Origin of the sequence: Streptomyces sp. MMG1121, from assembly GCF_001280015.1 — a bacterium.
Taxonomy (GTDB): domain Bacteria; phylum Actinomycetota; class Actinomycetes; order Streptomycetales; family Streptomycetaceae; genus Streptomyces.
Window position 1 is genome coordinate 1 of record NZ_LGDV01000214.1, and the last position, 19,400, is coordinate 19,400.

General features: G+C 72.3%; 17 protein-coding genes. 5 read left to right on the forward strand and 12 right to left on the reverse strand.

Features of this window, described 5'->3' with window-relative positions; genetic code table 11:
- Positions 1–1,511: diaminobutyrate--2-oxoglutarate transaminase family protein (locus ADK64_RS31050; protein ID WP_078992944.1), on the reverse strand; the 1,511-nt coding region annotated here is incomplete at its 3' end.
- 421 nt (positions 1,512–1,932) lie between these two features.
- Here ADK64_RS31050 and ADK64_RS31055 point away from each other — a divergent pair.
- Positions 1,933–3,150 carry a trypsin-like serine peptidase gene (locus tag ADK64_RS31055; RefSeq protein ID WP_199829755.1) on the forward strand — a complete coding sequence of 406 codons (1,218 nt, stop codon included), beginning with the start codon at positions 1,933–1,935 and terminating at the stop codon, positions 3,148–3,150.
- A gap of 65 nt (positions 3,151–3,215) precedes the next feature.
- Here the strand turns inward: ADK64_RS31055 and hflX are convergent, their stop codons facing one another.
- From hflX to miaA, 6 genes are all read right to left on the reverse strand, one after another.
- Positions 3,216–4,709 carry a GTPase HflX gene (gene hflX / locus ADK64_RS31060; RefSeq protein WP_053664439.1) on the reverse strand — a complete coding sequence of 498 codons (1,494 nt, stop codon included), beginning with the start codon at positions 4,707–4,709 and terminating at the stop codon, positions 3,216–3,218.
- Positions 4,710–4,865: 156 nt separating this feature from the next.
- The gene (locus tag ADK64_RS31065; RefSeq protein WP_053664441.1) at positions 4,866–6,368 is read right to left on the reverse strand and encodes a M1 family metallopeptidase; all 1,503 of its coding nucleotides are present in this window, start codon (positions 6,366–6,368) and stop codon (positions 4,866–4,868) included.
- Positions 6,369–6,511: 143 nt separating this feature from the next.
- Positions 6,512–8,692: a RelA/SpoT family protein gene (locus tag ADK64_RS31070; protein WP_053664443.1), complete on the reverse strand. Its 2,181-nt coding sequence runs from the start codon at positions 8,690–8,692 to the stop codon at positions 6,512–6,514.
- A gap of 283 nt (positions 8,693–8,975) precedes the next feature.
- Entirely contained in the window at positions 8,976–9,851 is an 876-nt protein-coding gene (dapF, locus tag ADK64_RS31075; RefSeq protein WP_053664445.1) for a diaminopimelate epimerase, read from the reverse strand.
- Positions 9,852–9,956: 105 nt separating this feature from the next.
- Positions 9,957–10,424: a hypothetical protein gene (locus ADK64_RS31080; protein WP_053664514.1), complete on the reverse strand. Its 468-nt coding sequence runs from the start codon at positions 10,422–10,424 to the stop codon at positions 9,957–9,959.
- A 374-nt stretch (positions 10,425–10,798) separates the two neighbouring features.
- Positions 10,799–11,737 (reverse strand): tRNA (adenosine(37)-N6)-dimethylallyltransferase MiaA, encoded by a 939-nt coding sequence (gene miaA / locus ADK64_RS31085; RefSeq protein WP_053664447.1) that lies wholly within the window; start codon positions 11,735–11,737, stop codon positions 10,799–10,801.
- 182 nt (positions 11,738–11,919) lie between these two features.
- Here miaA and ADK64_RS31090 point away from each other — a divergent pair, with 182 nt between their 5' ends.
- Both ADK64_RS31090 and ADK64_RS31095 read left to right on the forward strand, forming a co-directional pair.
- Positions 11,920–12,222, forward strand: a complete 303-nt coding sequence (locus ADK64_RS31090; RefSeq protein ID WP_053664449.1) for a hypothetical protein — start codon at positions 11,920–11,922, stop codon at positions 12,220–12,222.
- Between the two features lie 24 nt (positions 12,223–12,246).
- Complete coding sequence (locus ADK64_RS31095; protein WP_053664451.1) at positions 12,247–12,516, forward strand: antitoxin; 270 nt, start codon at positions 12,247–12,249, stop codon at positions 12,514–12,516.
- Between the two features lie 109 nt (positions 12,517–12,625).
- Here the strand turns inward: ADK64_RS31095 and ADK64_RS31100 are convergent, their stop codons facing one another.
- The 5 genes from ADK64_RS31100 to ADK64_RS31120 form a co-directional block, all read right to left on the reverse strand.
- Positions 12,626–13,339 (reverse strand): class III extradiol dioxygenase subunit B-like domain-containing protein, encoded by a 714-nt coding sequence (locus tag ADK64_RS31100; protein ID WP_078992939.1) that lies wholly within the window; start codon positions 13,337–13,339, stop codon positions 12,626–12,628.
- Between the two features lie 158 nt (positions 13,340–13,497).
- A complete protein-coding gene (miaB, locus tag ADK64_RS31105) occupies positions 13,498–15,027 on the reverse strand; it encodes a tRNA (N6-isopentenyl adenosine(37)-C2)-methylthiotransferase MiaB (protein ID WP_053664455.1) in 1,530 nt (509 codons plus the stop codon).
- Positions 15,028–15,103: 76 nt separating this feature from the next.
- Positions 15,104–15,382: a hypothetical protein gene (locus ADK64_RS31110; RefSeq protein ID WP_053664457.1), complete on the reverse strand. Its 279-nt coding sequence runs from the start codon at positions 15,380–15,382 to the stop codon at positions 15,104–15,106.
- A gap of 181 nt (positions 15,383–15,563) precedes the next feature.
- The gene (locus tag ADK64_RS31115) at positions 15,564–16,763 is read right to left on the reverse strand and encodes a serine hydrolase domain-containing protein (RefSeq protein ID WP_053664459.1); all 1,200 of its coding nucleotides are present in this window, start codon (positions 16,761–16,763) and stop codon (positions 15,564–15,566) included.
- Between the two features lie 341 nt (positions 16,764–17,104).
- Positions 17,105–17,794 carry a class I SAM-dependent methyltransferase gene (locus tag ADK64_RS31120; protein WP_053664461.1) on the reverse strand — a complete coding sequence of 230 codons (690 nt, stop codon included), beginning with the start codon at positions 17,792–17,794 and terminating at the stop codon, positions 17,105–17,107.
- Positions 17,795–18,360: 566 nt separating this feature from the next.
- On the opposite strand from ADK64_RS31120, the gene ADK64_RS31125 reads away from it, so the two are divergent.
- Positions 18,361–18,720: a DUF6204 family protein gene (locus ADK64_RS31125; RefSeq protein ID WP_053664463.1), complete on the forward strand. Its 360-nt coding sequence runs from the start codon at positions 18,361–18,363 to the stop codon at positions 18,718–18,720.
- A 24-nt stretch (positions 18,721–18,744) separates the two neighbouring features.
- Positions 18,745–19,188 (forward strand): MarR family winged helix-turn-helix transcriptional regulator, encoded by a 444-nt coding sequence (locus ADK64_RS31130; protein ID WP_053664465.1) that lies wholly within the window; start codon positions 18,745–18,747, stop codon positions 19,186–19,188.
- The last annotated feature ends 212 nt before the right edge of the window (positions 19,189–19,400 follow it).

The following is a 19,400-nucleotide window of genomic DNA, read 5'->3' on the forward strand; positions in this document are numbered from 1 at the left end:
CAGCCGGCGCGCGGGGCAGGGCCGTGTGGCCGGCCGTGCTGTGGGCCGTGCTCCTCGTGGTGGCGGGCGACGGCGGCGACGGCGTCCGTCAGACGGTCCAGCACGGCCGCCGCCTGCTCGTCACTGATCGTCAGCGGGGGCAGCAGCCTGACCACGGCCGCGTGCCGCCCGCCGAGTTCGACGATCAACCCGCGCTGGAGGCACTCGCGTTGGACGGCGGCGGCGAGTTCGGGGGCCGCCGGATGCGGAGTACGGGTGGGTTCCAGGCCGGTGGGTTCCAGGCCGGTGAGCGTGGGAGGGTGGTCGTCGGACCTGGCGCCGTCGCTTTCCGGATGCGTCACGGCCGGGTGCTTGCTGTCCGGATGCCTCATGTCCGGGTGTTCCGGCTCGGGGTGCACCAGCTCGACCCCGATCATCAGTCCGCGTCCCCGCACCTCACCGACGCAGGCGAACCGGCGGGACAGCTCGACGAGTTGGGTCAGCATGCGGGAGCCGAGGTCGGCGGCGCGTTCGGCGAGCCCGTTCTCACGAACGTAGGAGAGCGTGGCGGTGCCCGCGGCCATGGCGAGCTGGTTGCCACGGAAGGTGCCCGCGTGGGCTCCGGGTTGCCAGACGTCGAGGTCGTCGCGGTAGACGATCACGGCCAGCGGGAGGCTGCCACCGATGGCCTTGGACAGGACCATGACGTCAGGGGTGATGCCGCTGTGGCCGACGGCCCAGAACGCGCCGGTGCGGCCGACCCCGGTCTGGATCTCGTCCGCGATCAGCGGGATGGACCGGTCCTCCGTGAGCCGCCGCATCCGGCGCAACCAGTCGTCCGGCCCGGGGATCACCCCGCCCTCGCCCTGGACGGGTTCGAGGATCATGCCGGCGGGCAGCGGCACGCCGGACTGGGGGTCGTCGAGGAGGGACTCGGTCCAGCGGGCGGCGAGTTCGGCGCCGCGTGGACCGCCGACGCCGAACGGACAGCGGTAGTCCTGCGGGTAGGGCAGCCGGGCGACCTGGACGTCGCGGGCGCCGCCGGAGGCGGCCAGGGCACCGGCGGTCATACCGTGGTACGCGCCGGTGAAGGCGAGGATGCCGGTGCGGCCGGTCGCGGCCCGGACCAGTTTCAACGCGGCCTCGACGGCGTCGGTGCCGGCCGGCCCGCAGAACTGGACGCGGGCCCGGTCGGCGAGGCCGGGCGGGAGGGTGCGGAACAGCTCGGTGATGAAGGCGTCCTTGACGGGGGTCGCCAGGTCGAGGACGGAGAGGGGGGCGCCGGAGTCGAGGACGCCGCGGATGGCCTCCAGCACCACCGGGTGGTTGTGGCCGAGGGCGAGGGTGCCGGCGCCGGAGAGGCAGTCCAGGTAGCGGCGGCCGTCGGCGCCCTCGATGGTGAGCCCGCGCGCCCGGACGGGCACGATGGGCAGGGCCCGGGCATAGGTACGCGCCGCGGATTCCCGCGCCGACTGGCGTCTCAGGATTCCCTCGTGCACGCCACGCGCTTCCCCGTGCGCACCTGAAGCCATCGACTCCGTAACGGCCACGGCTCGCTGTCCTCCCCGCTGTTCAGAGGCGAGTTGATCCGCGGGGACCGCAGACAGGCATGGCCCCCCACCGCTACAACAGCGGACTGCTCGGCGAGTTACGGGTGACGGGAAGAACATTGCCATGTGAGCGGAAAACGACGGGGCCGGTGCCGGGGGCGCGCGGGGTGAGCGGGGTGAGCTGGGTGAGAGAACGTCAAATCGTCACATCCAGGGATGATTGGCCAGGTCAGACGGCTTGTAGCCGAACCGTTGCCGTTCCGTCGGAACTCCCCCACAGCGACCGCATAGTGTGGGTCGCCGTTCCAAGAAGGTCGTGAGACCGGCATGAACTCCTCATGAGTTCGATGTCGGTGGCACGGCGAAAGCGCCGAGTTCCTTCATCACACGGGGAGTCAAGAGCATGCGATCCATTCGGCCGTCGGTCACCGTTCGGCGTGGGAGGGGCACCCGCCGCACCTCCACCTCGCTCGCGGCGGTCGCCCTCGTCTCGACGCTGGCGATGACCGCCACCGCCTGCAACGGTGACGACAACGCCGACGGCAAGCCGACCGCCACCGCGACGGCGGCCGGCGACGGAAAGATCAAGATCCCGGACGACCTGAAGCAGAAGCTCAAGGAGCACGGGATAGACATCGACAAATGGAAGAACGGCGCCTGGCAGAACTGGAACAAGCAGGACTGGCTGCGCGAGGCCAACGACTTCATCAACCCGATCATCAAGGGCCTGTGGGACCCCAACCGGATGCGTCACGCCAACGACCCGAGCAAGGGTGTCGACGACAACGACATCTCGGGTGACCAGGGTGTGACGGACCCGACGCCGCAGCCGGTGAAGGCGCAGACGGTCTCGGCGCCGTACCACACCAACGCGGCCCCGTTCGGCAAGCTCTTCTTCGACTCCCCCGAGGGCCACATGGTGTGCTCGGGCACGGTCGTGGACGACCCCGCGCACCCGGGCAAGTCCAACCTGGTCTGGACGGCGGGTCACTGTGTGCACGCCGGCAAGAGCGGCGGCTGGTACCGCAACATGGCCTTCGTGCCGTCGTACAACAACTCCGGCAAGTCCGCCGCCCAGTTGCAGAGCGCCAGCAAGTCCGAGATCGCCCCGTTCGGCGTCTGGTGGGCCGACGCGGCGCAGACCTCGCAGCAGTGGATCGACCAGGGCGGTGAGACGGGCGGCAACGGCGCGCCGTACGACTTCGCGGTGATCCATGTGACACCGGAGCAGGGCAACGGCGGCAAGTCGCTGGAGGAGACCGTCGGCGGGGCGCTGCCGGTGAACTTCGGCGCCCCGGCGGTGCCGAAGGTGAACAGCATCACCGCGTCCGGCTACCCGGAGGCGGCTCCGTTCGACGGTCAGCTGCTCTACCAGTGCAAGGACAAGCCGGGCCGGCTGTCCATCCAGCAGTCGGACCCGACGATGTACCGGATCGGCTGCACGATGACGGCGGGCTCCTCCGGAGGTGGCTGGGTGGAGACCGGTTCCGACGGTAAGCCGGCGCTGGTGTCCAACACGTCGATCGGTCCGGTCACGTCGGGGTGGCTGGCCGGGCCGCGGCTGGGTGACGTGGCCAAGGGTGTGTACCAGTCGGTGAGCAAGAAGTTCGCCGGGCAGTGACGCCACCCGGCCGGGCATGACGAAGGCCCGCCGCCCCGTGGGGGTGGCGGGCCTTCCGGCGTGGGTCAGGCCGCGGAGACCGGTGCGTACGGCGCCAGGTCCGCCGCCAGCTCCTCGTGCACCCGGACCTTGAGCAGGGTGCCCTCCGCGGTGTGCTCCTCGGAGATCACCTCGCCCTCGGTGTGGGCGCGGGCGACGAGCTTGCCGTGCGTGTACGGGACGAGCGCCTCGATCTCGACCGAGGGGCGGGGCAGCTCGTTGTCGATCAGCGCGAGCAGCTCGGCGATGCCCTGGCCGGTGCGGGCCGAGACCGCGAGGGAGTGCTTCTCGTTCCGCAGCAGCCGCTGGAGGACCAGCGGGTCCGCCGCGTCCGCCTTGTTGATCACGACGATCTCGGGTACGTCGGTGGCGCCGACGTCCCGGATCACCTCGCGCACGGCGGCGAGCTGCTCCTCCGGTACCGGATGAGAGCCGTCCACGACATGCAGGATCAGGTCGGCGTCGCCGACCTCCTCCATGGTGGAGCGGAACGCCTCGACCAGGTGGTGCGGCAGATGCCGGACGAAGCCGACGGTGTCCGCCAGCGTGTACAGCCGGCCGCTCGGGGTCTCCGCGCGGCGCACGGTCGGGTCCAGGGTCGCGAACAGGGCGTTCTCGACCAGGACGCCGGCGCCCGTGAGGCGGTTGAGCAGCGAGGACTTGCCGGCGTTGGTGTAGCCCGCGATGGCGACGGACGGCACCTTGTTGCGCCGGCGCTCCTGGCGCTTGATCTCGCGGCCGGTCTTCATCTCCGCGATCTCCCGGCGCATCTTCGCCATCTTCTCGCGGATCCGGCGCCGGTCCGTCTCGATCTTGGTCTCACCGGGACCACGGGTGGCGAGGCCGCCGCCCTTGCCGCCGCCCATCTGGCGGGACAGCGACTGACCCCAGCCGCGGAGCCTCGGCAGCATGTACTGCATCTGGGCGAGCGCCACCTGCGCCTTGCCCTCGCGGGACTTGGCGTGCTGGGCGAAGATGTCCAGGATCAGAGCCGTACGGTCGATGACCTTGACCTTGACGACGTCCTCCAGCTGGATCAGCTGGCCGGGGCTCAGCTCACCGTCGCAGATGACGGTGTCCGCGCCCGTTTCGACGACGATGTCGCGCAGTTCCAGCGCCTTGCCGGAGCCGATGTAGGTGGCCGCGTCGGGCTTGTCGCGGCGCTGGATGACGCCGTCGAGCACGAGCGCGCCCGCCGTCTCCGCGAGGGCGGCGAGCTCCGCGAGGGAGTTGTCCGCGTCCTGCACGGTCCCGGTGGTCCACACGCCGACGAGCACGACCCGCTCCAGGCGGAGCTGGCGGTACTCGACCTCGGTGACGTCCTCCAGCTCGGTGGACAGCCCCACCACGCGGCGCAGGGCCGCGCGCTCGGAGCGGTCGAACTGGTCGCCGTCCCGCTCGCCGTCGATCTCGTGGCTCCAGGCGACGTCCTCTTCCATCAGGGCATCGGCCCGAAGACCTTCGGGGTAGGCGTGCGCGAGGCGCTTGGTGTCCTGGGAAGGGGAAGAAGAGGAGGTCATTGGATCCTTACGTCGATGAGAGTGCCGCTCGGCGTCGGTACGGCGGTCGCCCGGACCGCTCGCTTGGACAACGTACGGGTACCCCGGGAGATTCCCGTGTCCCGTCTCGCGCCGACCCGAAGATGGTCGCACGAGGCGGCACGTCTCGTCACCGTGTTATCGCTTGGCGCGCTGAGGGGCCGCTGCGAGCGGTGCCAGCGGCTTCCAGTCCGGGTGGCCGGGCATCGGCGGGGTCTTCTCGCCGTAGAGCCAGGTCTGGAAGAAGCCGCTGAGGTCGCGGCCGGAGACCGTCGAGGCCAGCTGGACGAAGTCGGCGGTGGTGGCGGTGGAGTCCCGGTGGGCGCGGACCCAGAGGCGCTCCAGCCGTTCGAAGGCCGGGCGGCCGATCTCCTGACGCAGGGCGTAGAGCACGAGGGCGGCGCCGTCGTAGATGTTCTGCCGGAAGATGCCGATCTTCTGGCCGGGCGCGGGCGGCTTGGGCCGGGCGGGCGGGCCGCCGGCGTCGCGCCAGCGGTCGGAGGAGCTGTAGGCGGCCTTCATCCGCTCCTCCATGGGCCGGTGCGCGGTCTCCTCGGCGTACAGCTCCTCGTACCAGGTGGCGTGTCCCTCGTTGAGCCAGACGTCGGACCAGGTGCGCGGGCTCACGCTGTCGCCGAACCACTGGTGGGACAGCTCGTGGACCATGATCGACTCGATGTACCACTTGGGGTAGGCGGCCTCGGTGAACAGGTTCTTCTCGAAGAGCGAGAGGGTCTGTGTCTCCAGCTCGAACCCGGTGGCGGCCTGTGCCATCAGCACGCCGTAGGTCTCGAACGGGAACGCCCCGACCTTGCTCTCCATCCAGGCGATCTGGTCGGGGGTCTTCGCGAGCCACGGTTCGAGCGCCTTGCGGTCGGCGCTGGGCACGACGTCGCGGACCGGCAGCCCGTGCGGGCCCTCGCGGCGCAGCACGGCGGAGCGGCCGATCGACACCTGGGCGAGTTCGGTGGCCATGGGGTGCTGGGTGCGGTAGGTCCAGGTGGTGGAGCCGCCGACCCGGTCCGCTCCGGCGGGCACGCCGTTGGCCACGACGGTGTAGCTGTTCGGGGCGGTGATGTGGAAGGTGAACATCGCCTTGTCGGACGGGTGGTCGTTACACGGGAAGACCAGGTGGGCCGCGTCGGCCTGGTTCGCCATGGCGAGGCCGTCGGAGGTCCGCACCCAGCCGCCGTCCCGGTCCTTGACGGGACTGGGGTCGCTGGTGTGCCGCACGGTGATCCGGGTCCAGCTGTCCTGGGACAGGGGGTGCTCCGGGGTGACGACCAGGTCCTCGCCGGCGCCGGTGAAACTCGCGGGACGCCCGTCGACCTCGACGGACCGGACGGTGCCGTGCGCGAAGTCGAGGTTGATGCGCTCCAGGTCGGCGGTGGTCCAGGCGTCGATGGTGGTGACGGCCTCGAGCGGCTTGTCGTTGCTGCCGGGATAGGTGAAGGACAGGTCGTACGACGCCACGTCGTAGCCCGGGTTGCCCAGGTGCGGGTAGAGGCGGTCGCCGATGCCCAGGGGCGCGGGCGGCGCCGCGGCGGCGAGGAGGCAGACGGAGACGGCGGAGGCGAGCAGGGCCGCCTTGCGGCGCCGGGAGATCCGGGGCGTGCGCCGGGAGGGAGAGCTGAGCAGCATGCACCACCGCTACCAGTGCGCTGCCGCGCTGCGACGGCGACTCGCGCCCGTCCCACCCGAACGGATTGGTCCCCCGGGACCTTCTTGGTCACACCCCTGCGGCCCGGTCACCGCGGGGGTCCGGTCGCACCGTCCGGTGTCGCTCAGAAGGCCGGGGCCTGGTGCTGGGCGCGGGTCACGTCGTACACGCCCGGCACGTCCCGCATGGCGCGCATCAGGGCCGGGAGGTGGGCCGCGTCGGGGAGCTGGAGGGTGTACGTGTGCCGTACCCGCTGCTGGCTGGGGGGTTCCACGGTCGCCGAGACGATGTCGGCGCCCGCCGAGGAGATCGCCTCGGTGAGGTCGGCGAGCAGATGGGGGCGGCCGAACGATTCAGCGACCAAGGTGACCCGGATGTCGGTGGTGTCCCCCCAGCGCACGTCGATCTCCGCGCGCCCCCGGCTTTTCATGTGCGCCACCGTGGCGCACTCCAGCCGGTGCACGGTCACCACTCCCCCGCGTACGGCGAAGCCGGTGATCTCGTCGGGCGGTACGGGTGTGCAGCAGCCGGCGAGCCGTACGACGGCCTCGGGCCGGTCCACGAGGACGTCCGCGCCCCGGGGCCTGGCAGCGCTCTCCGCGGGGCGGGCCACGGGGGTGGGATCGGCCGGTTCGGCGCGGGGACCGCTCGCCTCCTCGGTCTCGCCGCCGCCCGGGTGGGTGGCCAGCCAGCGCTGGATGGCGATGCGGGCGGCCGGTGTGTGGGCGTGCTCCAGCCATTCGCGGGAGGGCTCGGAAGCCGGGTCCTGGCCCATGAGGAGCTGGACCGTGTCACCGTCCTTCAGGACCGTGCTGAGGGTGGCCAGACGGCCGTTGACGCGGGCGCCGATGCAGGCGTGGGCGTCCTCGCCGTACTGCGCGTAGGCGGCGTCCACGCAGGTGGCGCCCTCGGGCAGGCCGAGGGTGCCGCCGTCGGGGCGGAAGACGGTGATCTCTCGGTCCTGGGCGAGGTCCTCGCGCAGGGTGGACCAGAAGGTGTCGGGGTCGGGGGCGGCCCGCTGCCAGTCGAGGAGCCGGGAGAGCCAGCCGGGGCGGGTGGGGTCGGCGCGCTCGCCGTCCGCCAGGTCGTCGGAGGCTGCGGCGTCCGAGGCGGGAGCGTACGGATTGCCGAGCGCGACGACTCCGGCCTCGGCGGTCTTGTGCATCTGGTGGGTGCGGATGAGGACTTCGACCACCTGGCCGTCAGCGCGGGCGACGGCGGTGTGCAGCGACTGGTACAGGTTGAACTTCGGTACGGCGATGAAGTCCTTGAACTCCGAGACGACCGGCGTCATACAGGTGTGCAGCTCGCCGAGGACGCCGTAACAGTCGGCGTCCTCCTGCACCAGGACGAGCAGGCGGCCGAAGTCGGCGCCGCGCAGCCGGCCGCGTTTGCGGGCCACCCGGTGGACGGAGACGAAGTGCCGGGGACGGATGAGGACTTCGGCCTGGATGTCGGCCTCGCGCAGCACCCCGCGTACCTCGTCGGCGACCTCGGCGAGCGGGTCGCCCGTCCGGGCGGCGTTCTCGGCGATGAGTTCTCTTGTGTGCTCGTACTCCTCGGGGTGGAGGATGGCGAAGACCAGGTCCTCCAGCTCGGTCTTCAGGGCCTGCACGCCGAGGCGCTCGGCGAGCGGGATGAGGACGTCACGGGTGACCTTGGCGATCCGCGCCTGTTTCTCGGGGCGCATCACGCCGAGCGTGCGCATGTTGTGCAGCCGGTCGGCGAGCTTGATCGACATCACGCGCACGTCGCTGCCGGTGGCGACGAGCATCTTGCGGAAGGTCTCGGGCTCGGCGGCTGCCCCGTAGTCGACCTTTTCGAGTTTCGTCACCCCGTCGACGAGATAACGAACCTCCTCACCGAACTGTTCCCGCACCTGATCGAGCGTCACATCGGTGTCCTCGACGGTGTCGTGGAGGAGGGACGCGGTCAACGTCGTGGTCTCCGCGCCGAGTTCGGCGAGGATCAGGGTCACGGCGAGCGGGTGGGTGATGTACGGCTCGCCGCTCTTGCGCATCTGGCCGCGGTGCGAGGACTCCGCGAGGACGTAGGCGCGGCGCAGCGGGTCGAGGTCCGCGTCGGGGTGGTGGGCGCGGTGCGCCTCCACGACATGGCTGATGGCATCGGGCAGTTTGCCGCGGACGGCAGGGCCGAGCAGCGCGGCCCGGCCGAGCCTGCGCAGGTCGATCCGGGGCCGGGACTTCCTGCGGTCCGCCCGGGGCACCGCGGGGGCGGTGACCGCCGCGGACGACGCGGCGGTCACCGGGCCAGGGGTCGCAGGATTCGTGGCCTCCGCACTCATGGGCACCTCCGGCTCGTGGACCGGCGGACGGGGCTCCAGGGCGCACGCGGCTCAGGGATGGCGACGTTCCCCCGTCCGTGCCGGTGCTTGATGCTACCGAGCCCACCACGTGCGACAGACCGCCTCTCGCCGAGCGTGAAACGGATCACCCATTCGAGCGACGGAGAAGAGGTTTAGGGTTTGCGCCACGTGGCCTGGGCTCGTCCGCGGATTCGAACAGCCCCGGTCGCCGGAAACCGCTGATCCGGGTACCGGGGACCACTGTTGGCGTGGTTTCGCCAGGTCAGCGGAGAGCGTTTTCCAGCCATTCGCCGTCGATCTCGCCCTCGGCGACGATCACGGCGGGTCCGGTCATCTCGATCTCGCCGTCGGGCCGCTCGGTGATGACGAGGCGTCCGCCGAGCACGTCCACGGTGTAGGTGGCCGGGACTCCGGTGACGGCGGGGTCGACGCCGTCGCGCCGGGCGGCGGCCACGGCGACGGCGCATGTGCCCGTGCCGCACGAGCGGGTCTCGCCGGAGCCGCGCTCGTGCACGCGCATGGCGACGTGGCGGGGGCCCCGGTCGACCACGAACTCGACGTTCACCCCGTCCGGGTAGGCCTGCTCCGGGGTGACCGGGGGCGCGTCGAGCAGGCGGCCCGCGTGCGCGAGGTCGGCCACGAAGGCGACCGCGTGCGGGTTGCCCATGTTCACGTTGCGCGCGGGCCAGCTGCGCTCGCCGACGGTCACCGTGACGTCCCCCTCGGGGAGGCGGGCCCGGCCCATGCCGACGGTGACGTCTCCGTCCTTCGCGAGGTGGACGGAGCGCACGCCCGCGCGCGTGGCGATCGCGAAGTCCCCTTCGGCCACATGTCCGGCGTGCTGGAGATAGCGCGCGAACACACGGACGCCGTTGCCGCACATCTCGGCGATCGAGCCGTCGGCGTTGCGGTAGTCCATGAACCACTCGGCCTCGGCGGCCATCGCCCCGGCCTCCGGGTGCGCGGCGGACCGCACCACGTGCAGCACCCCGTCGCCGCCGATGCCGGCCCGGCGGTCGCACAGGGCGGTGACGGCGGCCGGGGTCAGGTCGAGGGCGTTCTCGGGGTCCGGGACGATCACGAAGTCGTTCTCTGTGCCGTGACCCTTGAGGAAGGCGATCCGCGCGCGCGTGCTCATTCCTCGATCGTAAGGGGTGGGTACGACGGACCTCGTGTCGGCCGTACGCCGCCCCGCCTCGCCCCGCCCCGGGGTCAGGGGCCGGGCGGTCCCCCCGGACAGGCCCTAGCCGCGCAGGCGGGCCACTCGCCACACCGCGAGGACCACCACCACGGCGACCAGCAGCATGTACGCGAGCACCACTCGCCAGTCGACCCGGCGGCCGGAGCCGCGCGGGGGCAGACCGGGCCAGGTGTGGCCCACCCGGCTGGCGGCCATCATGCCCCAGCCCGCGGCGCAGGAGCAGATCAGCAGGCCGAGCATGGCGATGACGGCACCGCTGTCGCCGAAGTCGAAGGCGAGCGGGAAGGCGAACATCAGGGAGCCGACGGCGGACAGCGCCACGATGGGGGCGAGCTGCCAGATGCGCAGTCGGCGCTGCGGGCGCAGCTCGACCTCGACCTCGGGCCCGCTCTGGTACATCTCCTCGGGCGCGGGTCCGTCGGCGGTCACCCCGTCCGGGACCTCGTCGGGGCCGTCTTCGGCCAGCCGGTCCCCGGGCAGCCGGTCGCCGTCCAGCCGGACCTCCGTCATCAGGTCCTGGGTCAGCCGGTCAGGCGCCGGCCGGTCGTCGCTCGAGCCGTCCTTGTCCGGACGGCCGTCCTCGGTCCGGTGGTCCCGGTCCAGGCGGTCGGCAGCCGGCCGGACCTCGGTCGCGCGGTCCCCGTCCAGGCGGTTGCCGACCGGCCGGTGACCGGTCGTCCCGCTCTCGGTCGGGCAGGTCCCGGCCGGGTCCGGTTCGTGGCCGTCGGTGGTGACGTGCTCGGCACTTGGTGCGGTGTCACGAGGGCCGGCCTCCATCGCCACGCGCCCTCCCAACTAGGCTCCACTTGGTCGATCGAAGCTCGATGATGGCACGGCGCCGAAGGCCCCGATGACCGGCGGCGCATCCCGATGCCATCACGTGATCAGGCTGTAACCGGTCGTTCGACCAACGCCAGCGCCAGGTGCGGAAGTTCCCCGCGGTCGGCCGCGGCCCCACTCAACCAGTGCACCCGCGGGTCCCGCCTGAACCATGAATCCTGACGGCGCGCGAAGCGCTTGGTCGCGCGTACGGTCTCGGCCCTCGCCTCCGCGTCGGTGCACTCCCCGGCGAGCGCCGCGAGCACCTGCTGGTAGCCCAGCGCGCGCGATGCCGTGCGCCCCTCGCGCAGGCCCTGCGCCTCCAGTGAGCGCACCTCGGCCACGAGGCCCGCCTCCCACATCCGGTCGACGCGGCGCGCGATGCGCTCGTCCAGCTCCGGGCGGGCCACGTCGACGCCGATCTGGACGGTGTCGTAGACCGAGTCGTGGCCGGGCAGGTTCGCGGTGAAGGGCCGGCCGGTGATCTCGATCACCTCCAGCGCCCGGACGATACGGCGGCCGTTGCTGGGCAGGATCGCGCGGGCCGCCTCGGGGTCGGCGGCGGCCAGCCGGGCGTGCAGGGCGCCGGAGCCGCGCAGGGCCAGCTCCTCCTCCAGACGGGCCCTGATCTCGGGGTCGGTGCCGGGGAACTCGAGGTTGTCGACGGCCCCGCGGACGTACAGCCCGGAGCCGCCGACCAGGATCGGCCAGCGGCCCTCGGCGAGCAGGGCGTCGATCCGGGCGCGGGCGAGGCGCTGGTACTCGGCGACGGAGGCGGTGACCGTCACGTCCCAGATGTCGAGCAGGTGGTGCGGGATACCACCGCGTTCCTCGGGCGTCAGTTTGGCGGTGCCGATGTCCATCCCCCGGTACAGCTGCATGGAGTCGGCGTTGACGACCTCACCACCCAGCTGTTGGGCGAGGAAGACGCCGAGATCGGACTTTCCGGCCGCGGTGGGTCCGACAACGGCGATGACGCGGGGGGTGGGGAGTGCACTGCTCACCGCACCAGTTTCGCAAACCTCCCGGTGGGGTCTCGAACGAGTTACGTGACGGGGGCTTTCCCGCGTCGTTGCCCGTGGCGAGGTGCCGCCTCCGGTTCGCCGGAGTCGGTGACCCGGGCGGCGCAACCGTACGCACCGGGTGACGCGGGAATTCGCCCGCACGAGTACCGTATGGAGTGGATATGGGCGTGTTTGCTCGATTCTTCGGCAGGTCGAAGGCGACTCCGGAGACGTCGGCCGCCGAGGCGCAGACCGGTGTTGAGCCGGAAGGAGTCGAGGCGGAGGAGGCGGAATCGGCGGAGTCGGCGGCGGCGAAGGAAGCTGGACCGGCGGAGGCGAAGGGTTCGGCCGGGGACGGGCGCGAGGACGTGACGGCGCGGTCGGACGCCGGTACGGACGACGCGTCCGACGGCTCCGGCATTCCCAAGCAGCAGTCCGCCGGGGAGGCCGCCGACAGCGCGGCCGGCGAGGGCGCCCGCAGGTAACTGTCCCGCGAGGGAAGGTGGACCATGGGTCTGTTGGACAACATGAAGGCCAAGCTCGGCCCGGCCAAGGACAAGGTGTCGGACCTCGCGCGGCAGCACGGGGACAAGGTCCAGCACGGCATCGACAAGGCCGCGAAGGCCGTCGACGAGCGGACCAAGGGCAAGTACAGCGACAAGATCCAGGCGGGTACGGGCAAGGCCAAGGACGCGATGGACCGCCTCGCGCACAAGGAGGAGACCGGCACCGACCCGGCGATGCCCACCCGGCCGCAGGAGCCGCCCTCGGCTTCCTGAGTCTCCTGTACGGCACGCGGATCGGCGGACGGCCGTGGAGCACGGTGGCTCCCGGCCGTCCGCCGTCCGCGGTTGCGGCACGGGGCCCGCATCGCCGGGTCCCGGCGGCCTACGACCAGGTGGCGACCACGTACCCCACGCCGTACGGCGCGTCCTCGTACAGCAGCGCGCCGCCGAGGCCCGCGCCCTCCGCGGCGCCGGCCAGGACCTGCCAGGGGGCCCGGCCGGAGGCCTGCAGTTCGTACGCCAGCTCGGCGTCCAGCGCACGGACGGCCGCCACGTCCGCGGTGCCGAGCGCCCGCGCGACCTCCGCGTCGAAGGGGGCCGCCCGCTCGTCCAGGTAACCGGGCGCCTTGAGCGTGCGGCACGCGCTGGCGTCTCCCATCACCAGCAGCGCCACCCGCGCGACCCGGGCACCGATCTCCCGGCCGACGTCGACGCACCGCTCGGGCGCCAGCGGTTCCCCGACGCCGAGGCCCTCGATCGGGGCGTCCCCCCAGGCGGTCCGTTCGAGCAGCCAGGCGCCGACGGCCAGCGACGGCGGTAGCTCGCGCTCGGCGGCGGTGTCCGTGGCCGGGCCCAGGCGCACCTCCGCGTCGACCCCGAACCCGCGGAAGGAACCCGGAGTGCCCTGCGGAAACGGTCCGCGCCCGCTCTGTTCGGCGGGCCCGACGACCACCAGCAGGTCCGGGCGGGCGGCGGCGAGCACGCCGAGCGCGTCGGCGCAGGCCGAGCGGGCGGCGTCCATCTCGGGTGCGGCGCCCGCGGCGACCTCGGGCACGAGCAGCGGAGGACAGGGGCAGACTGCGGCGGCGACAAGCATGACCGGCAGCGTAATGCCGTACTACGGCGAACCGGCAGACCAGGGCGGGCCGGGAGCCGGTGTCCGGGGCGTCCAGGGCGTCCGGCCGCAGAGCCGCCACCTGCCGTCGCCCGTGCTCCCGCCCGTCCCGCGCCCGCGCGGTTCGGTCGCGGTCCGGGTCAGTCGCAGCCGCAGCCCGCGCCCGTCGCGGCGGGCAGCGGGGCCGGTACGCCGATCTTCGGCAGGCCCAGCATGACGCCCGCGGGCTTGGCGGCCTCGGCGGCGTTGCGCTTCTCCCAGGCGTCCCCCGCGCGCGTGCGGCGCACGGCGAGGACGGGGCCCTCGGCGAGGAGGTGGTGCGGAGCGGCGTAGGTGATCTCGACGGTCACCATGTCACCGGGGCGGACCTCCTGCTCCGGCTTGGTGAAGTGCACGAGCCGGTTGTCCGGGGCACGGCCGGAGAGGCGGTGGGTGGCGCCGTCCTTGCGGCCCTCGCCCTCGGCGACCATCAGCTCCAGGGTGCGGCCGACCTGCTTCTTGTTCTCCTCCCAGGAGATCTCCTCCTGGAGCGCGACGAGACGCTCGTAGCGCGCCTGGACGACCTCCTTGGGGATCTGGTTCTCCATGGTCGCGGCCGGGGTGCCGGGCCGCTTGGAGTACTGGAAGGTGAAGGCCTGCGTGAAGCGGGCCTCGCGGACGGCGTGCAGCGTCTGCTCGAAGTCCTCCTCGGTCTCGCCGGGGAAGCCCACGATGATGTCGGTCGTGATCGCCGCGTGCGGGATGGCGGCGCGCACCTTCTCGATGATCCCGAGGTACCGCTCCTGCCGGTAGGAGCGGCGCATCGCCTTCAGGACCGTGTCCGAGCCGGACTGCATCGGCATGTGCAGCTGCGGCATGACGTTCGGCGTCTCGGCCATCGCGGCGATGACGTCGTCCGTGAAGTCGCGCGGGTGCGGGGACGTGAAGCGGACCCGCTCCAGGCCCTCGATCGTGCCGCAGGCGCGCAGCAGCTTGCTGAAGGCCTCGCGGTCGCCGATGTCGGAGCCGTAGGCGTTGACGTTCTGGCCGAGCAGCGTGATCTCGGAGACGCCCTCGCCGACCAGCGCCTCGATCTCGGCGAGGATGTCGCCGGTACGGCGGTCCTTCTCCTTGCCGCGCAGGGCCGGGACGATGCAGAAGGTGCAGGTGTTGTTGCAGCCGACGGAGATCGACACCCAGGCCGCGTACGCGCTCTCGCGCCGGGTCGGCAGGGTGGACGGGAACGCCTCCAGCGACTCGGCGATCTCGACCTGCGCCTCCTCCTGCACGCGCGCGCGTTCCAGCAGGACGGGGAGCTTGCCGATGTTGTGCGTGCCGAAGACGACGTCCACCCAGGGCGCCTTCTTCACGATGGTGTCGCGGTCCTTCTGTGCGAGGCAGCCGCCGACCGCGATCTGCATACCGGGCCGCACGGCCTTCTTCGACGCCAGCCGGCCGAGGTTGCCGTACAGCCGGTTGTCGGCGTTCTCACGCACCGCGCAGGTGTTGAAGACGACGACGTCCGCATCCCCGTCGGACCCCTCGGCCGCCCGCACGTACCCGGCGTCTTCGAGCAGCCCGGACAATCGCTCGGAGTCGTGGACATTCATCTGGCACCCGTAGGTCCGCACTTCGTAGGTCTTGGGTGCTGAGACGTCCACTGCGGGGCTCCGGTCGCTGCTGCTGGTCATGGGTCAAGGGTAGGTGCTGTCGGGAGAGCCCTGTTCCGGCAGACCTCTGTCACCGCCCGGGCGGTCGCGGCACCGGTCAGATCGCGAGGACGGCATCGCAGTCCGGGCAGACCACGGATGCGTGTTCCGCGGGGTACCAGGGCGCTCCAGGGTGCCCGGAGGGCTTCCAGCCGGCCGTCTCCATGGCGAAGGTGTCCTTGCCGCACAGGGTCCGCGGTCCCGCGGCGGTGCGCGATCCCGGGGCCGCGGGTGCTGCGTGCACCTTGCGGACGCGCCGCTGCGCGCCACTCGGCGGTGCTGCCGAGGAGCGCGTCGCCACCGCCTTGTCGAGTTCGTAGACGACGATCTCGCTCATGTCTCCACCGTAGGCCGGCATACGGCCGAATGGCCCGCGGCCAGGCGCGAAGGGCTGCGATCCGGATGCCGTCCGCCGATTTCGGGGTGACCACGAGGCACGACCGTCCACCACCGTGCCGAGACTCCTCCAGCCGGCACGGGTGTCCGGCGGCGCGGTCGCTCGCCCCCCGGCCGACGCCTCAGCGCCGGGCGCACAGTGCGTGGTCGGTGAGGGTCTGTACCGCCTTGTTGAGCCGGTCCTCGTTGACGAGCGCGGTGGTGGACGTCACCGACACGGTCACCGCCCGCCGGCCGTCCGCACCGACCGCCGGCCGTCCGTACACCCCGAGGCCGTCCCCCTCGTGCATGTAGTAGACGCCCCCACAGGTCAGGGGCACGACCCGCAGTCCGAGCCCGTATCCGCCCTGCTGGCCCGCGGGCGGCACCGGCAGGTCGTCGTAGGGGACCGTCCGCCGCATCAGTGCCCACTGCGTGGCGGGCAGCAGTCGCCCGTCCGCCAGGGCGCGGAAGAACGTGTCGAGGTCGGACGGGGTGCTCACCACGCCGGAGTCCGCGGTGTGCTGGAGGCTCTCCTCGGTGAGGTCCACCGGTTCGCCCGCGGGCCCGTCGATGGTCACCCGCTCGTGCGGGCCGATCAGGTACGGGTTCTCGCCGGGGATGTAGGTGTGCCGCAGCCCGAGCGGTGCGATGATCCGGTGCTCCACCAGCTCCCGCCAGCCCACACCGCCCGCCTTCTCGGCGATCATGGCCGCCAACAGGTAGTTGGTGTTCGAGTACGCCCACCGGCGCGGCGAACCGTTCGGCGGCGGGACGAAGAGCGGGGCGTGTCGCATCGCGATCGCGACCAGCTCGGACGGCGGAGTGGAGTCGTACCGGTTCTCGTCGAAGTGGTTCAGCAGCTTGTCCTGTACGGCGGGGTCGGTGACGTAGTCGTAGATCCCGCTGGTGTGCTGGAGCAGATCGCGTACGGTGATCCGCGCGCCGTCGTTGCCGTGTCCGCGGACCACGCCGGGCAGCCACCGTTCCACCGTGTCGTCGAGCGAAAGCCGCCCCTCCGCGGCCAGTTGGAGCACCACCACCGCCGTGAACGTCTTGCTGGTGCTCGCCACCCGGAACTCCGGATCCCACGGCACGGGCGCGGTCGAGCCCACGCCCGCAGTCCCGTACCGCGCCCGCAGCACAGCGCCGCCCGCCCCGTCCACCCGGGCCACCACGTTCACATCGCCGCCGCCGGCGGCCCGGACCGCCGCCAGATCCCGCCTCAGCTCCCCCACCGAGTAGCCGCCGCCCGCCGTGTGCGCCCCGGCGGGCACCTCTCCCGCCCCGCACGCCATGAGTGCCGCCATGCACGCCACGACCGCCGTACGCTTCCCCGTCACGCTGCCACCCCTGTGATCGGCCCGACCCGTTCCTGACCCGTGCCAGTCAACTCGCCACCGCTCCTTCGAATCGATGGAGCTGCCACCCGGACGCCAGGTGAGGCTGGCCCCCGCAGCGCGGACGGGTATGACCGGGATCATGGGGGTTTCTGGTGTTTCAGCGGTCGGGCTGCCGGGCTCGGCACGGTCGCCGCCGATGCCGCCGTGTCCGTGCTCGGCGCCCGTGCCGCGGTCGTCCGCCGTGTCCCGCGCGCTCTGGATCCGTCAGGGGTCGCAGCGCGTTGTCAGGGGCCCGGTCGTCGAGTCCGCCCGGTTGCCGGGCTGCCGCGAGCGGAGGGGGCTCAGCGCAGCCGACGCACGCGCAGCACCAGGTCGTCGGTATGGTGCGCGCCGGCACCGCCGCCGGGGGCCACACGTGGCCGCTGCTCGTCCACCTCCACCTGCCAGTCGTCGTCGAGCAGGGCGGCGACCATCGAGGGCCAGACGTAGTCGGCCGGGTCGAATCCGTTCTCGTGCGCCTGCTGGGTGTCCATCCCGGCGTGGTGTACGAGCAGCAGCACGCCGCCGGGCGCGACGGCCGCGAGGAGCGCTCGCTCGGCGGCGGCGTCGGGGGTGCGCAGCAGGGCCGGGTACTGCGCGGACACCAGGTCGAAGGAGGCCGGCGGGAGCGCCGCCTCCGTCAGTTCCGCGTGCAGCCAGCGCACAGCGAGGCCGGCGTCCCGTGCGTGCTGGGCCGCCCGTTCCAGCGCGATGCCGGAGACCTCGATCGCGGTCACGTCCCAGCCGCCGCGCGCGAGCCAGACGGCGTCTGCGCCCTCGCCGCAGCCGACGTCGAGCGCGCGCCCGGGCGTGAGTCCGGCGACCTCGGCCACGAGTGCGCCATTGGGCTCGCCGCTCCACAACTGCTGTCGGTCGGCGTACCGGCTGTCCCACTCCGCCCGCACCGTGGGGTCTCCTGCGTATCCGCCATGTCCGTCGGCGGGCGCGGGGGTGTCGGGCATCTGCGATCCTGCTGCGTCGTTGTCGGTCACGGGCCCACCGTTGCCCCTCGCGTTCCGGCCACGCCACTCCTGTTGCCGGTCCGGCAAAGCGGCGTCCGGCGGAGGACCAGGGCTCCCGCCGTCTCGGCTCCGGGATGCCCGCGAGCCCATCGGCGACGGCGACGGCCAGCGGCGGTCCGACCGGGGAGGATCAGGGGCTGCGGACGCCGGAGGCCGGATCGGCCCCGCGGTCGGCACCCGTCCGGCCACGCCTTCGAGGTCGGGGCCGGCGGCAGGACCCGCGGTGAGCGTGTCCTGCGTGGGCGGCGTACGTCCCTGCGCACACCCCGCAGGCCATCCCCCGCCGACTCGGCCTTGATCAGCCCCTGTTCACCCGGTTCCGGCACTGGCTGACCGGTCTCCTCCACGGCGGCCTCGGCACCTCGCTGACGCACCGCCGGTCGGCCTCCGTGGACCCGGTCGCGGCAGTCCGGCATCCCCGCCGACGAGGCCGCGCGGATCTGCGCCCCCGCCCTGCCCGGTCCCGGCGAGGAACCGGCGGCCGGCCACCCGAAACCCGGTGGAGCGGACGCGCCCGTGCTGCCTAAGGTCGTGGGATGAGTACACGTACGTTCCGGATCACCGTCCGTGGCGCCTTCGACGGCCTCGCCGACGCACAGCGGGCCGCCCTGCAGGCCGACGCCGCCGCGCACGACGTGCTGCGCGCCGCGTTCACGCCCGAGGGCAGCCTCACCTACGACATCGCCGCCCGCCCCGCCTTCGTCTTCCGTTTCTCCGACACCGGCGAGGAAGAGGAGGACATCCTGGAGGCGACCGAGCGGGCCGAGGAGGCGGCCAAGGCCTGGCTGACCGAGCGTGGCTACGGCTTCAAGAACCTCCGCTCCAGCGCCGAGGACCTCTCCCAGGCTCCGCTGAGCAAGCGCCAGCGGCGTGCGGCACGTTTCGACGGGGCATAAACTTGAGCACTCAAGGATGTAGCAATGAGTAACGCTCTCGACGCGGCCCTGCGCCTGGTCAGGGCGGAGACGACGCTCGTACGGCGCTTCGACGCCCGGCTGAGCGGGCTGCACGGGGTCAGCCTCGCCGACTTCACCCTGCTGCTACGACTGGGGCAGGCGCCGGGCGGACGCATGCGCCGGGTCGATCTCGCCGACGCGCTGGGCCTGACCGCCTCCGGGGTCACGCGCGGGCTCGCCCCGCTGGAGCGGATCGGTCTGGTGACCCGCGAGCCGGACGCCCGGGACGCCCGCGTGGCGTACGCGTCGCTGACCGCGACGGGCCGGCGACGACTGCCCGAGATGCTCGCCACGGCCGAGGAGACGGCCGCCGAGGTGTTCCACGCCCCGGCGTGGAGCGCCGAGGACGTCGCACTGCTGTCGAGCCTGCTGACCCGGCTCGGCGGCACCGGCCTCAACGGCCGCTGACATCCGCCTGGTCAGGCAACGACCGGACCCGGGTCGCCGCCGCCCGTATCAGTGCGGCGGCACCCTCAACACTCCCGTCGACTCGTGCACTTCGGTCACTTCTGGCCCGAACCCACCGTGGCACACCTCACGTTCGGATGTGACCGGACGGTGAGGGAACGATGGGCGAAGCGTGGCATGCTCATGGCTCGACACCGAGTTACCGGCCGGTT

Coding starts and splice junctions, on each gene's coding strand:
- hflX (WP_053664439.1), bottom strand. CDS start 4,709: ATGACCTCCTCTTCTTCCCCTTCCCAGGACACCAAGCGCCTCGCGCAC.
- ADK64_RS31090 (WP_053664449.1), top strand. CDS start 11,920: ATGGGCGTGTTTGCTCGATTCTTCGGCAGGTCGAAGGCGACTCCGGAG.
- miaB (WP_053664455.1), bottom strand. CDS start 15,027: ATGACCAGCAGCAGCGACCGGAGCCCCGCAGTGGACGTCTCAGCACCC.
- ADK64_RS31070 (WP_053664443.1), bottom strand. CDS start 8,692: ATGAGTGCGGAGGCCACGAATCCTGCGACCCCTGGCCCGGTGACCGCC.
- ADK64_RS31065 (WP_053664441.1), bottom strand. CDS start 6,368: ATGCTGCTCAGCTCTCCCTCCCGGCGCACGCCCCGGATCTCCCGGCGC.
- ADK64_RS31100 (WP_078992939.1), bottom strand. CDS start 13,339: ATGCTTGTCGCCGCCGCAGTCTGCCCCTGTCCTCCGCTGCTCGTGCCC.
- ADK64_RS31095 (WP_053664451.1), top strand. CDS start 12,247: ATGGGTCTGTTGGACAACATGAAGGCCAAGCTCGGCCCGGCCAAGGAC.
- ADK64_RS31110 (WP_053664457.1), bottom strand. CDS start 15,382: ATGAGCGAGATCGTCGTCTACGAACTCGACAAGGCGGTGGCGACGCGC.
- ADK64_RS31125 (WP_053664463.1), top strand. CDS start 18,361: ATGAGTACACGTACGTTCCGGATCACCGTCCGTGGCGCCTTCGACGGC.
- dapF (WP_053664445.1), bottom strand. CDS start 9,851: ATGAGCACGCGCGCGCGGATCGCCTTCCTCAAGGGTCACGGCACAGAG.
- ADK64_RS31055 (WP_199829755.1), top strand. CDS start 1,933: ATGCGATCCATTCGGCCGTCGGTCACCGTTCGGCGTGGGAGGGGCACC.
- ADK64_RS31130 (WP_053664465.1), top strand. CDS start 18,745: ATGAGTAACGCTCTCGACGCGGCCCTGCGCCTGGTCAGGGCGGAGACG.
- ADK64_RS31080 (WP_053664514.1), bottom strand. CDS start 10,424: ATGACGGAGGTCCGGCTGGACGGCGACCGGCTGCCCGGGGACCGGCTG.